We start from the raw sequence: 13,722 nt of genomic DNA on the forward strand, positions 1-13,722 counted from the left end.
TTATTTTATCCTTTGAAAAATATTGTTCACCATGTATCTGCATTTGTGAATGTCATATGACTCACGCGTCACTGAGCATTTTGGCTATTTACGGATCGTTATTCATGTAGAATTTTATAAATGGTGCGCGCCATGACTTCACCCAAACCAGGCACAAGCATGAGCTCATTTTCCGAAGCTTTCAGTACCCCTTGAATCCCCCCAAAATGCGTGAGTAAATCACGACGGCGTTTTGGTCCTAGCCCTGGAATCACTTCTAAAATCGAAGAGCCTCGTTTTTTATCACGTTTGGCACGATGCTTGGTAATAGCGAAACGGTGTGCTTCATCACGTACTTGCTGAATCAAATGTAAAGCCTTGTGATCTTCAGGCAATTGGATTTTAGTGCCATCGATAAAATGCAAGGTTTCTAGCCCAGGTTTACGCCCCTCACCTTTCGATACCCCCACCATAAAAGCATCTAATCCAAGCTCTTGCATGACATCCATCGCCATGTGAAGTTGCCCTTTCCCGCCATCAATGAGTAATAAATCAGGCAGCATGGCTTTTTTATAACGGCGAGTTAGCGCTTGGCGCATCGCTGCATAATCATCGCCTTCGGTAATATCCTGAATCGAAAACTGACGATAATCGCGTTTTCGGGCGCCTCCTGCATCAAACACGACGCAAGAAGCAACCGTAGCTTCACCCATGGTATGTGAAATATCAAAACATTCAATCCGATCAACAGGACGCCCGACCACCTGCTCGAGTTGATGAAAACGCTCATTGAGTTCTAAATGATTGGCCAATTTTCCTTTAATGGCGTGTTGCACATTCATCTGTGCCAACTCTAACCATTCTGCACGCGTTTCACGTACATTATGTTTAATCTGGATTTTTTGTTCAAAATGCTGCTGTAAAGCCTGTTCCAATTCTTTTCGATTGGGAATTTCGACATTCACAATCAATTCATTCGGCACTTCATCCGCCACCTGAAAATAGAAGTTGGCCATAAAGTCTGACAGCATTTCACCCAGATCATCGCCTAACATATCGGGGAAATAAGCTTTTCCGCCTAGCATTTTGCCATTACGGACATGCATAATTTGCACGCAGGTCACGCCCGCCTGATAGGCAATTGCCAAAATATCGGCTTCGCCCTTAATTTTATAAATGGCTTGCTGCGCCTGCACATCACATAATAAGGCCATACGATCACGATAAAATACGGCTTTCTCAAACTCTAAAGCTTCAGCCGCAGCTTCCATTTTCTGAATCAATTCCTGATTCAATTCTTTGGTATCGCCCTTTAAAAAGCGGATAGAATTATTGACATCTTCCTGATAATCCTCGGGACTAATCAAGCCGACACAAGGGGCAGAACAGCGCTTAATCTGATATTGCAAACATGGACGCTTACGCTGCGAAAAATAGCTATTTTCACACTGCCGAACATTGAACAGTTTCTGAAGCACCAACAGCGTATCACGTGCATTATATGCACTGGGATAAGGTCCAAAAAACTTGCCGATTTGATGTTTCCCTTTCCCGCGTCCACTGGCAATGCGCGGATAAGGTTTGTCTGCCGAAATGAAGATATAGACATAGGATTTATCATCGCGCAGCATAATATTGTACGGCGGACGATGCAGTTTAATCAGGTTTTGCTCAAGCAGAAGTGCTTCGGTTTCAGAACGAACCACCAAAGTTTCAATATCATAAATCCGTGCCACCAGCGCCTGAGTTTTAGGATGCTCAATGGTTTTCACAAAATAACTCGACACCCGATTTTTCAGATTTTTGGCTTTGCCCACATACAGTAACTCCCCCTCTTTACCCAACATCCGATAAACACCGGGCAAGGTGGTCATATTGGCCAGAATCTTTTCGATATGTTCGCGGGCGTTTTCGTTCACAGTGCGTTTAAACCTTGGAAAGTTATTCAATGATGTGGATGTGTAAAGGGGCTTTTTCAAGCCAGTCAATCAAATCGTTTGATCGACAATTTTATTCTGATGATTTTAGAGCAATACAGTGGGCTTAAAGTTACAAATCTCAAGTTGGCTCTACAGCTTGAGGTTGTAGCATCACTTGTCCATACAGATCCATGTGCTCATCTCCCCAAGCTTTTAGCGCCAATAAAATTTCACGTAAGCTCATACCCAAAGGCGTCAAACTATATTCCACCTTTGGTGGAACTTGCGGATAAACCTCGCGATGAATAATTCCGTCCTCTTCCAGCTCACGCAGTTGATTGGTCAACATGCGTTGGGTGACATTGGGAATCCGTTTACGAATTTCACCAAAACGTAAGGTATGCTCGGTCAACAAATGCCATAGAATGATACTTTTCCACTTGCCATCTAAAATGCCGATTGCAGCCTCAACCGCACAGCCTGGACTGCAATTAAAGCGAGAGTGCTTTGCTTTACTCATTTTAATAGTATCCTTTTCTACACTATATGCAGAATTTAACCGTATATACTTAATTTAAAACTACGCTAAGATTTTAATCATAAACCCAATTTGAGATTAAAAATATGAAAGCTGTTGGATATTTACAAGCTGGTGCTGCCGAACAATTACAAGATATTGAACTTCCAACCCCAACCCCAAAAAACCGCGAAGTCTTGGTGGCAGTCAAAGCTGTTTCGGTGAATCCTGTCGATTGTAAAATCCGCACCCGCGTTTCACCCGAACAGGGACAATATAAGATTTTGGGTTGGGATGCCGCAGGTGAAGTGGTTGACGTTGGTCCAGAAGTAGAACACTTTAAAGTGGGCGATCAGGTCTGGTATGCAGGCGACTTAACCAAAGCAGGCACCAATGCCGAATTTCATGTGGTCGACGAACGAATTATCAGTTTGAAACCGCAAAATCTATCTTTTGCTGAAGCAGCGGCATTACCGCTCACAGCGATTACTGCTTGGGAAATGTTGTTCGACCGTCTACAAGTGCAACAGCATGATCACCCTCATGAATCCATTTTGATTATTGGCGGTGCAGGAGGTGTCGGCTCCATGGCCATTCAACTGCTCAAAGCCAAAACCCAATTGCAAGTGATTGCCACGGCATCTCGCGCAGAAACACAGGCATGGGTGAAACAGTTGGGTGCGGACATTGTACTTGACCATCGTCAATCCTTGGTTGAGCAACTACAGGCACAAAATATAACGGCTCCACGTTACGTATTTTCCACCACGCACACAGGCAATTATCTTAGCCAGATTGCCGAACTGATTACGCCACAAGGTCGGTTTGGTCTAATTGATGATCCTGAACAGTTAGATATTAATCTATTTAAACGTAAATCAATTTCAGTACATTGGGAGTTTATGTTTACCCGCTCGATGTTCCAAACGCCTGACATGACAGCACAATCCCATCTTCTGCAACAGGTCGCACAACTGATTGAAACAGGGAAAATTAAAACCACCCTCAATCAGGTCGTGGGCAGTATCAATGCGGAGAATATCCGTCAAGCCCACCATGCGATTGAATCAGAAAAGACTCAAGGTAAATTGGTGCTTGAAGGTTTTTAAATGCTAAAAAGCCCGCTGTCTAACTGATGAGAGCGGGCTTTTATGCAATTCAACCAGCGACCGATTTAACTGATCGACTGCTGTGCCTGTTGTAAAGCTAGCGTAAAAGCCTGCTTATCTTTAGGTGAAATGAGAATGAATTTGGCTTTGCCCTGTTTTTGATAATCAATTCGCAAACGATCCAAAGAAAGTGCAGGTGAAGAAACTGAATTACTGCTAGGACTAATTTTCTGGATAGCAGACAAGGGAATTTTCCAAGTCAAAAACATACTGGTAATGACCAATTGCTCTGCGTCAATCCGATATTGTGTGCTCCATACAGGCCACCACAACACCACTATGGTCAGCACATAAATGAAAGTATGCACTGGATATTGCACCATGTTTCCTTTGGCATACATGGTCAATAACAATTGAAGCAATAAGCCCGTCATGGCAATAATGAAACCGAGAATCCACCAATCTTTTTTTGAACGAAATTTTTGCATATTCTCCCCCATTTGCTCTTATCTTACACAAAAAACAGCAAACTGTAAGAGCAAGTGCCCACGACTTTCAGACCTAAAAAAACGTCCCGCAGGACGTTCTGGTTTAGCAAGGCTTAGAATATGTAAGGACGTAAAAAGATCAGGAAAAAAATACCTAACATCAGGAACCATTTTAAGAAATAGTACAATTTGCGATTGGTTTTCTTTAAGGCTTTGGCCTTTAACCGCCCTTGATAAACTGTTCCAAAAACCTTATTCAAACCACCCGTTTGATCACCTGTTTCATTGGGTGAACTGGCAGCTGTCATGACATTTTTACCAAACCAATGATTAAACTTTTGCATCAAACGCGTCTTTAAAGGACGTTCAACATCAGCAAAGAAAATAATGCGGTTTTGTTCCGTTTTATTCTCGGCATAATGAATATACGTTTCATCGAACACGACGCTTTCACCATCACGCCATGAATAACGTTGCCCATCAACATCAATAAAACAGCGGTCATCATTCGGGGTGATTAAACCCAAATGATAACGCAGTGAACCTGCATAAGGGTCACGGTGTCTTACCAAACGGCTGTCAGGTGCCAACTCGGTAAACATTGCGGCTTTAATGCTGGGTAAAGTCTTTAATAACTCGGTGGTTTTGGGGCATAGCTCGGCAGCGGACGGATGCGCTGAGTCATACCATTTTAGATAAAAACGCTTCCAACCTGTTTTGAAAAAAGAGTTAAAACCAAGGTCATCATAACTGCTTGAGGCTTTAATGCCACCACGTGCATATAATGCTTGTGCTTCATCTCGAATCATTTCCCAATTTTCATCCAAGACTTTCAAATCATGAAAATATTGCGTGTCAATATACGGTTGATTAGGCACCTTGGAAAAGAGGTACATTAAAAAGTTGATGGGCGCCAATAAGGTCGAATGGTCAAAAAATTGACGGTAAAAAGAATGACGCACTTTACCGCGATTTTGGATATATAACGCAGAAATCACAAAAATCGCCAAGATAATCCACTTAATCATACAGCACTCTTTTCATTGCTTCTGAGGGTCACGTCCTACAACGTGACCATGGGGCTAGACATTAATTTTGGCGAAATTCTATCAAATTTAATTCAAAAATTCATGCCTGTATCCGATGATTGCCCTCTAAGCAATCTGCCAAAGCCATTATCGAATAAAGCTTAAAGTCGCTAATTTGTCTGCTGCAACTTGGTTATAGATGAAACAGCCTCGTTCCAAATTGGCAATCGTGAGTTTAGAGTTTCTGAGTTGTTCAGGATTATCTTGATAAACACCATAGGCAATGCTGTCTTGTTCAAACTGAATTTGATTCTTTGCTATCCATTCACTGGCACTATTCAAATTGGCAGCATAAACCTGATCATTGAATTGCACTTTGCTTAAACCTGAAATTTCCTGTCCCGTCACACTGCTAATAACAACGCTCCAATCTAAGCGAGTTGCCCATTGTCCCGTAACATGTTCTATTCCCAGCTTAGGCCACTGTTTTTGTGCCAAATTGGCGGTCAACTGGTTTTGTGCTTGAACCTGAGCAAAGGTTTGTGTTTCTGCACGATTAGTTTGAAAGCTAAAATAGGGTTGATTATTCTTCGTGGAGATCAAACGGTAACAGGTACTGCCTTGTGGGAATTTTTCTGCACCATGTGAAGCTAAAAAGATTCGTGCATTGGCATATGGACTTTGCGTGTCAAAACGTAAGTCACGATAGCCTGGCATGACTGTATCAAAGATGTTTTTTCCACTTAACGCGACCTTTTCGAATTTCCAGTCTGTTTTCAAATCGGCAATTAGATTTAAAGTCCAGTGTGACATTGAATGCACATCAATGTCAGCTTGATAGCGCTGAGATGGCTCATACACTGCTTGTTGAGTCACAATATATTGATTCAATGGCTGACGACTGTCAGCGGTGACAATTTTTCTATTTTGCAATTCAAAATGGGAAGCAGTGAACGCATCACCTTTATCATCAAAATAATACTGGATGCGATAATATTTTGTGCCATTAGCAGTATCTTCTGGTGCAGGTTTGAAGTTACTAGCGCCATCGCCACCCCCTCCACAAGCACTGAGCAACAATGAGATTAAAGGTAACAGCAACAAATGTTTATTTTTTAAAGTCATGATATTTTCTTTTTTGAATGGTTGTTAAAATAAAACCCGCACAAATTTTAACTTTTCTTAACAGATAATCAAGTCATATAAAATAAAGTTGTCTTCTTTATTATTAGTGGAAACTTCCAAAATTCAATTGACTTTTTTGACACAAATTGCATAGTGATGAATGGTGATTTTTCATTCTCCATCAAGTACAACAAAAGCATAAGCAGTACATTTTTTTTATAAAAAACAGATGGATCTTATTGAACAATTTTCAGTACAGGTTTCACTTCAATAATTTTTGCTGTAAATGAAATTAAAATTGATGACCATTGCGTCACTGCTTGATACAACTTGTTATGTTCTTTTTGGATATAGTTATCGTAAGATTAGCGAAGCATTTTCGTGCGCAGAACAAGCGAACACGCTTCAAAACATCAACTTAGAAGTCCTCCAAAATAAAGGAGATCAGGCATGATCCACGCTGGCAATGCCATTACCGTCCAAATGCTTTCGGACGGAATTGCAGAATTCCGCTTTGACTTACAAGATGAGTCGGTCAACAAATTTAACCGTGCAACGATTGAAGATTTTAAAGCTGCCATTGCTGCTGTAAAAGCAGACAGCTCAGTAAAAGGCTTGGTCGTTACTTCGGGTAAATCTACATTCATCGTTGGTGCAGACATCACAGAATTTGGTGAAAACTTCGCGCAAGGTGAACAAGCGATTATCGACTGGGCACTGCCTGTTCATGACATCTTCAACAGCTTTGAAGATTTAGACATTCCTAAAGTTGCTGCAATCAATGGTATGGCATTGGGCGGTGGTTTTGAAATGTGTTTGGTGTGTGACTACCGTGTCATGTCTGAACAAGCTCAAGTCGGTTTACCAGAAATCAAACTCGGGATCTTCCCTGGTTTCGGTGGTACAGTTCGTTTAAGCCGCGTGATTGGTATCGACAATGCGGTTGAATGGATGGCGATGGCTGCGCCGAAAAAACCTGCTGCTGCATTGAAAGACGGTGCCGTAGATGCGGTTGTGGCTGCGGACAAACTTCAAGAAGCGGCAATTGACTTAGTAAAACAAGCCATTGCTGGCCGCCTAGATTGGAAAGCAAAACGTCAAGAAAAACTTGACCCAGTAAAACTCAACCAACTTGAACAAATGATGGCGTTCAACACGGCGAAAGGTGCGGTTCTTGCAAAAGCAAACCCAGCACAATACCCAGCGCCAAAATTAATGTTAGATTCATTACAAGCAGGTGCAGGCCTTCCACGTAATGATGCATTAAAAGCAGAAGCAGCGGGCTTTGCTAAAGCAGCGATTACACCACAAGCAGGTGCATTGATCGGTTTATTCATCAATGACCAAGTGGTAAAGAAAACTTCGAAGAAATATGAAAAAGGTGCACATCCTGTAAACCAAGCGGCTGTATTGGGCGCGGGTATCATGGGTGGTGGTATTGCTTATCAAGCGGCAAGCAAAGGCACACCAATCATCATGAAGGATATTGGTAATCCGCAACTTGCTTTGGGTATGAAAGAAGCCAATGGCTTACTGACCAAACAAGTTGAACGTAAGAAGATGAAACCTGCTCAAATGGGTGAAACTCTTGCGCGCATCCGTCCTACTTTAAGCTATGACGAGTTTAAAGAAGTCGATATCGTGATTGAAGCGGTAACTGAAAACCCTAAAGTGAAGGGTATCGTACTGGCTGAAACCGAGAAAAATGTTCGTGAAAATACGATCATTGCATCAAATACTTCTACGATTTCAATCACACGTTTGGCTGAAAACCTACAACGTCCTGAAAACTTTGTCGGGATGCACTTCTTTAACCCTGTACACATGATGCCATTGGTCGAAGTGATTCGTGGTGAGAAGACTTCTGCTGAAGCGATTGCAACGACTGTCGTACTTGCTCAGAAAATGGGTAAAACACCAATCGTGGTGAATGACTGTCCAGGTTTCCTTGTAAACCGTGTATTGTTCCCTTACTTCGGTGCATTCGACCTTCTTCTTAAAGATGGTGCTGATTTCCAACAAGTCGACAAAGTGATGGAAAAATTCGGCTGGCCTATGGGTCCTGCTTACCTTATCGACGTGGTCGGTATCGACACGGGCGTTCATGGTGCAGAAGTCATGGCTGAAGGTTTCCCTGACCGTATGAAGCCAGATTTCAAAGGCGCGACTTTAACCATGTACGAAAACAAACGTCTTGGTCAAAAGAACGATGTTGGTTTCTATAAATACGAACTCGACAAGAAAGGCAAAAAAGCCAAAGTGGTTGATCCAACTGCATACGAGTTGGTTGCTTCTGTTGCGACTGCGGAAAAACATGAATTTGATGCTCAAGAAATCATTGACCGTATGATGCTTGCATTCTGTAACGAAACTGTTCGTTGCCTAGAAGACAACATCGTAGCGACTGCGTCTGAAGCAGATATGGCGATGATTATGGGTGTAGGTTTCCCTCCATTCCGTGGTGGTCCATGCCGTTACATCGACCAAACAGGTGTTGCTGAATACGTTGCACTTTGCGACAAATATGCACACTTAGGTAAGGCTTATGAAGCGCCACAAATGTTGCGTGACATGGCTGCTAACAACAAAAAATTCTACGGTTAAGGAGCAACGTGAATGGCTACTTTAAATCCACGTGACGTTGTCATCGTTGATGGCGTACGTTCAGCAATGGGTAAAACCAAAAACGGTATGTTCCGCAATGTACGTGCCGACAGCTTATCGGCTGAATTGGTTCGTGCACTCGTTGCTCGTAACCAGTTTGACACCAATGAAGTTGAAGACCTGATCTGGGGCTGTGTAAACCAGACTCTAGAACAAGGGATGAACATTGGTCGTAACATCGGCTTATTGGCTGACCTTCCAAAAACTGTAGCAGGTCAAACGGTTAACCGTCTTTGTGGTTCATCTATGCAAGCACTTCACACGGCTGCTGCACAGATTGCTACTAACCAAGGTGATATCTTCATTATTGGTGGTGTAGAGCACATGGGGCACGTAGGCATGATGCACGGCATCGACCTAAACCCAGAAGCATCTAAACACTATGCTAAAGCATCTAACATGATGGGCTTAACTGCTGAAATGTTAGGTCGCATGAACGGCATTAGCCGTGAAGAGCAAGACGCGTTTGGTGTTGAATCTCATCGCCGTGCTTGGGCTGCAACTCAAGAAGGTCGTTTCAAAAACGAAATCGTTGGTGTTGAAGGTCACGATGCAAATGGCTTTAAAATCCTTTGTGACATCGACGAAGTAATTCGCCCAGATGCAAACCTTGAGTCGTTCAAAGCACTACGTCCTGTATTCGATCCGAAAGGCGGTTCAGTAACTGCTGCTACATCTTCAGCGTTGTCTGACGGTGCATCTGCAATGTTATTGATGTCTGCTGAACGTGCCCTTGCTTTAGGTCTTAAGCCACGTGCTGTAATTCGCTCTATGGCAGTTGCAGGTTGTGATGCTGCGATTATGGGTTACGGTCCTGTTCCTGCAACGCAAAAAGCACTTAAACGTGCTGGTTTAACGATGGCGGATATCCAAACGATCGAGTTAAACGAAGCATTTGCGGCTCAAGGCTTATCAGTCATGAAAGGCTTAGGTGTGTATGACAAGCAAGACATCATTAACTTAAATGGTGGTGCGATTGCGTTAGGTCACCCATTGGGTTGTTCTGGTGCGCGTATTACAACAACATTGTTAAACGTGATGGAACAGCAAGATACGCAAATTGGTCTTGCGACCATGTGTATCGGTTTGGGTCAAGGTATCGCGACAATTATCGAACGTGTTTAATCCACTAATTTGATGAATAAAAATCCTCGCTTTGGCGGGGATTTTTTATTATGGTTCTCTCAAGATTTTGTAAATATTACTTTATTAAAGCTTAACAATAAAATGAGCAGGAGAACTTGATGTTTTCATCACCAGTAAAAACCATCATCAGTGCAGGCATCATAGCGACACTTTTCACAGGTTGCGCCACCAAAACCCTGATGACCAAAGACAATAAAACTTATACTCGCTCTAACAAAGTCACTTTAGTCGAAGACCAAGTGGTGGCATTCGGTAAACCCGCTCAAACGCTCAACACCCTGCCAGCCAATAGTCTAGTGATTGCGGGACAAAAAAATAGCTATATCTTGACCCAAGGTGGAGCACAGTTTGTCACGCTGATCACCAAACTAGACCCGAAAAATATTCAAATGACCAAAGAACTCAGTTTCTATTCAGAGAAAAATGATGGCCATTTCACAGGTACACTGCCACTGTCTTATGTCAAACTTAAAGAAGACATCAGCAAAAAAGACCTCGAATTCTTTATCGAAAATGGTGCAAAAGAGTGTTCAACTTATAGTGATGAACGCATGAAAGCTCAACGCTTCTGTTTCGACATTGCTTTGGCTGGTGTGGTCTACCCTGCTGCAAATAATTTGGCATCGTTAAAAGCACTGAGTAAGCCGTATCAGGTCAGCATTTATACCTATCAAGAGGAAAGTTACAAATCAAAATCGGGACTCAATCCTTTTGAAAAACTGGTGTTACTGCCTTTTGCTGTAGCGATTGATGTGGTCAGCCTACCATTCCAAGCAGCCGAAAAAATCTTTGATTAATATTATGAATAACTAGAAGTCCAAACTGAATGGATGGACTTCTAGAACTCGTGTCACCTGTTAAGCCAGTAGCTCTGCCATCAACCATGCCATGTATTTTTCTTGATCCATAAAATCAGGGGCATTGCCTGTATCCAAACTGTAATACTGCTGATTAAACTCAATCACAATTTGTTCAGTATGGTGCCAGTCTTCAATTAAACGGAAATATTGACTAAAGAAGAAACGGTTTTTACCCCAATTACTCAAACTCTCCAGTTTGGGATAGGCTTTATTTTGTAAAAATTCTACATATACCTGTTGAATATCATCAAAGACCTGAATGGTTTTCATTGCTGTACCTGCTTTAAATCTGATGCGTAAAGGTGTTCAACAGTTCTAACTTAACGCAGTCATTTTAAAGTTATATGACACTGATCCAGCGTTTACTCATGCTTTTGTTCAAGCGCTTGTTGATTTTTCTGCTGAATCTGTTGCATCTGTGCATTCAGTTTTAATACGTCCTGATACAGCGTATTAAATTGTTTTAGGGCCGCATCATCATAAAACATGAAGGTATTATTTTTACTCTGCCAACGGTTATTCTTTAACACCAAAAAAATTTGATCCGCTTTTTCAAGCACCTGTTTCTCTATTTCAAATAATGTCAGAGCCTCATTTTGCTTTTCACTTTCCCGCAAATTTTCTGCCAATTGATGGCGATAACGTGATTGAATCGGGAGTTGTTTCGCTTGCTCTAGGGCATTTTGTTGTGCTTGTTCAATCTTGACCTGATATTCCGTTGCCAAGGCATGTGCTTGCTGCAACATTAAATCCGTTTCTTTGTAGTCCTGTTTTTTATCTTTGCTTAAACGGTCAATATTTAAAAATTCATCCCAATGAATCGCTTTTAACTCACGTAAATAAGCATTACGTGCTTCGGCACTTTGAATCATCTGGCTCAAAACAAAACTGGCCATCACTTTATAATCACCCTGTAAGCGTGCATCGGTCACATCGACATTTATAGGGTTATCCCAATCTTTGGCTTGGGCATAAATTAAATCAGTTTTTTCGTAGAGTACCTTTTGATATTGTTCGAGTTGAGTTGCTTCTTTTTGTTGCTCGTAATATTGATAAAATAATCCACCAAACACGACAGTGGTCGCTAATCCTAAAATCAGAAAGATACGTGGCATAGTCCGCTCCGAGTCCTCTTTGTTTCTATCATAGCAAACATCAGAACATGCTGAATATTTCAGCAATTTTTTACATTTTTTAAAATATGCGCTACTGTAAATTTAGCTAAATTAACAATGGGTTATATTCAAAACACTGAACGTTTTATTTTGTATTTGGTGCGCGTGGCAATTGTGTATTTGGTTGATTACCCTGCATAAAATTATAATCGACTTGTCCAATAGAAATTTGCTCACGGACAATCTGGACATTTTTTGCATTCCGATCAATACCAAAAGGTTGCAACATGATATACAAGCCTTCAGTTGGGTCAGATGACTGTAAACCTGCGGCAATATTTAATATATGCTCACGTAATAATGGAGGCAATGAATCTAAATCTGGGGTTGCAGCAGGCGCCAAGATATCTAAATTATGAACAAGAGTGGGGTCTACAACAAAAGACTGGGTATCATCCTGTAATTGCATCATCCGATGCTGTAAGGCCTTACGAATATTTTCATCCTGCTGATAAGGAATGATTCCTGATTCTGCACGAAGTTCTGACTCAGCCATGACTTTAAATGTCGGCAAACTCACGATTTCACCGTTGGCTTGAACATAAGTTGACAGTAAAACCCCAATAAAAGAAAGTGCTAGAAAATATTTCATCAAATTCATAAAACCATCCCCAAAGTAGAGATATCAACAAGATTATGTATTATATAGTTCAGACTTTATTGTATATTTTTTCAGCCACATCCAGTTTATTTGTCAGATAAGCGGTCAAATATGGATGAATTAGCACGATGTCAACAGCATCCAACAACAGGCTTTTTTCATCGTATTCGCTTTAAATTCTATAAATCATCCCCATCTTTCGCTCTATTGCTATTTTTACTTTTTGAGAAATCACATGCGTGTTGATATCTGGTCCGATGTCGTTTGTCCATTTTGCTATATCGGAAAAAAACGTTTAGAAGCTGCGGCAGAGCATGCAGGTGTAGAACTAGAAGTGCATTGGCACAGCTTTGAGCTTGACCCTGAAGCACCGCTACGCCAAGAGATTTCAAACTCTGAACGTTTAGCACAAAAATATAGTCGTACACTTGCAGAAGTTGAAGACATGCAACGTAATATTGCAACGATGGCCGCAGCAGAAGGTATTGAGTTTAATTGGGAAAATGCCAATTCTGGCAATACCTTTAATGCACACCGTATTATCCATTTGGCACAAAGTAAAGGCTTGGGTTCTGAAGCGAAAGAAGCCTTTTTCTACAGCTATATGACCCAAGGTTTGCCAATTGGTGAGCGTGAAACCATTGAAGATGTTGCTGCACGTATTGGACTTAATCCTGTCGAAGTCGATGATGTGTTGAATTCAGATGAATACGCCGACTTTGTTAAATTTGATCAGGAAGTCGCACGCGATCAACTCAAAGTTATGGGCGTACCTTTCTTTGTGTTTGATCAGCGCGTTGCTTTAGCTGGTGCACAACCACGCGAAGTTTTCTTACAAGTTTTAGAAAAAGCGATGGAAACAGCAAATGATACAGATCCAGCGTCTGACGCAAATCAATGTGATGTCAATGGACAATGTGATCCAGTATCAGAACAACCGAAATAAGTCCCTCACAATTTAATTGCTATCATTTTTAAACCTCCTGAGTACTAACTTTGGAGGTTTTTTTCTGTCAACACAATTTAGACATTACCCTGCAAAGCGATATCACCGAATTCATACAGCGACCACATTTTAACCAACAATCACAACAATTCACTTGTATAAAGT

General features: G+C 41.5%; 13 protein-coding genes. 5 read left to right on the plus strand and 8 right to left on the minus strand.

The genetic code is table 11. From position 1 onward, the window contains the following. Positions 1–98: 98 nt before the first annotated feature. Both uvrC and MP622_RS12630 read right to left on the minus strand, forming a co-directional pair. Positions 99–1,898 carry an excinuclease ABC subunit UvrC gene (gene uvrC, locus MP622_RS12625; protein WP_243791240.1) on the minus strand — a complete coding sequence of 600 codons (1,800 nt, stop codon included), beginning with the start codon at positions 1,896–1,898 and terminating at the stop codon, positions 99–101. 139 nt (positions 1,899–2,037) lie between these two features. Continuing rightward, complete coding sequence (locus tag MP622_RS12630; protein ID WP_243791242.1) at positions 2,038–2,418, minus strand: helix-turn-helix domain-containing protein; 381 nt, start codon at positions 2,416–2,418, stop codon at positions 2,038–2,040. Positions 2,419–2,522: 104 nt separating this feature from the next. Between MP622_RS12630 and MP622_RS12635 the strand changes: the two genes are divergently transcribed. Next, a complete protein-coding gene (locus MP622_RS12635; RefSeq protein ID WP_243791244.1) occupies positions 2,523–3,524 on the plus strand; it encodes a zinc-binding alcohol dehydrogenase family protein in 1,002 nt (333 codons plus the stop codon). 65 nt (positions 3,525–3,589) lie between these two features. Here the strand turns inward: MP622_RS12635 and MP622_RS12640 are convergent, their stop codons facing one another. The 3 genes from MP622_RS12640 to MP622_RS12650 all read right to left on the minus strand — a co-directional run bounded on the left by MP622_RS12640 (position 3,590) and on the right by MP622_RS12650 (position 6,165). Next, a complete protein-coding gene (locus MP622_RS12640) occupies positions 3,590–4,012 on the minus strand; it encodes a PH domain-containing protein (protein WP_243791245.1) in 423 nt (140 codons plus the stop codon). A 113-nt stretch (positions 4,013–4,125) separates the two neighbouring features. Next, entirely contained in the window at positions 4,126–5,040 is a 915-nt protein-coding gene (gene lpxO / locus MP622_RS12645; protein ID WP_243791247.1) for a lipid A hydroxylase LpxO, read from the minus strand. 147 nt (positions 5,041–5,187) lie between these two features. Next, positions 5,188–6,165: a hypothetical protein gene (locus MP622_RS12650; protein ID WP_243791249.1), complete on the minus strand. Its 978-nt coding sequence runs from the start codon at positions 6,163–6,165 to the stop codon at positions 5,188–5,190. A gap of 450 nt (positions 6,166–6,615) precedes the next feature. Between MP622_RS12650 and fadB the strand changes: the two genes are divergently transcribed. The 3 genes from fadB (at position 6,616) to MP622_RS12665 (ending at position 10,772) form a co-directional block, all read left to right on the plus strand. Beyond that, positions 6,616–8,769 (plus strand): fatty acid oxidation complex subunit alpha FadB, encoded by a 2,154-nt coding sequence (fadB, locus tag MP622_RS12655; protein ID WP_044739170.1) that lies wholly within the window; start codon positions 6,616–6,618, stop codon positions 8,767–8,769. Positions 8,770–8,781: 12 nt separating this feature from the next. Next, positions 8,782–9,954: an acetyl-CoA C-acyltransferase FadA gene (fadA, locus tag MP622_RS12660; protein ID WP_243791251.1), complete on the plus strand. Its 1,173-nt coding sequence runs from the start codon at positions 8,782–8,784 to the stop codon at positions 9,952–9,954. A 119-nt stretch (positions 9,955–10,073) separates the two neighbouring features. After that, positions 10,074–10,772 (plus strand): hypothetical protein, encoded by a 699-nt coding sequence (locus MP622_RS12665; protein WP_044739169.1) that lies wholly within the window; start codon positions 10,074–10,076, stop codon positions 10,770–10,772. Positions 10,773–10,832: 60 nt separating this feature from the next. Here the strand turns inward: MP622_RS12665 and MP622_RS12670 are convergent, their stop codons facing one another. From MP622_RS12670 to MP622_RS12680, 3 genes are all read right to left on the minus strand, one after another. Beyond that, the gene (locus tag MP622_RS12670; protein WP_016168425.1) at positions 10,833–11,105 is read right to left on the minus strand and encodes a hypothetical protein; all 273 of its coding nucleotides are present in this window, start codon (positions 11,103–11,105) and stop codon (positions 10,833–10,835) included. 92 nt (positions 11,106–11,197) lie between these two features. Further along, on the minus strand, positions 11,198–11,950 hold the full coding sequence (locus tag MP622_RS12675) for a hypothetical protein (protein ID WP_243791253.1): 753 nt from the start codon (positions 11,948–11,950) through the stop codon (positions 11,198–11,200). Positions 11,951–12,095: 145 nt separating this feature from the next. Next, positions 12,096–12,611, minus strand: a complete 516-nt coding sequence (locus MP622_RS12680) for a hypothetical protein (RefSeq protein WP_243791254.1) — start codon at positions 12,609–12,611, stop codon at positions 12,096–12,098. Between the two features lie 235 nt (positions 12,612–12,846). On the opposite strand from MP622_RS12680, the gene MP622_RS12685 reads away from it, so the two are divergent. Then, the gene (locus MP622_RS12685; protein WP_243791256.1) at positions 12,847–13,557 is read left to right on the plus strand and encodes a DsbA family oxidoreductase; all 711 of its coding nucleotides are present in this window, start codon (positions 12,847–12,849) and stop codon (positions 13,555–13,557) included. Positions 13,558–13,722 lie beyond the last annotated feature (165 nt).

Origin of the sequence: Acinetobacter sp. PK01 (assembly GCF_022819285.1) — a bacterium.
Classification (GTDB): Bacteria; Pseudomonadota; Gammaproteobacteria; order Pseudomonadales; family Moraxellaceae; genus Acinetobacter; species Acinetobacter tandoii.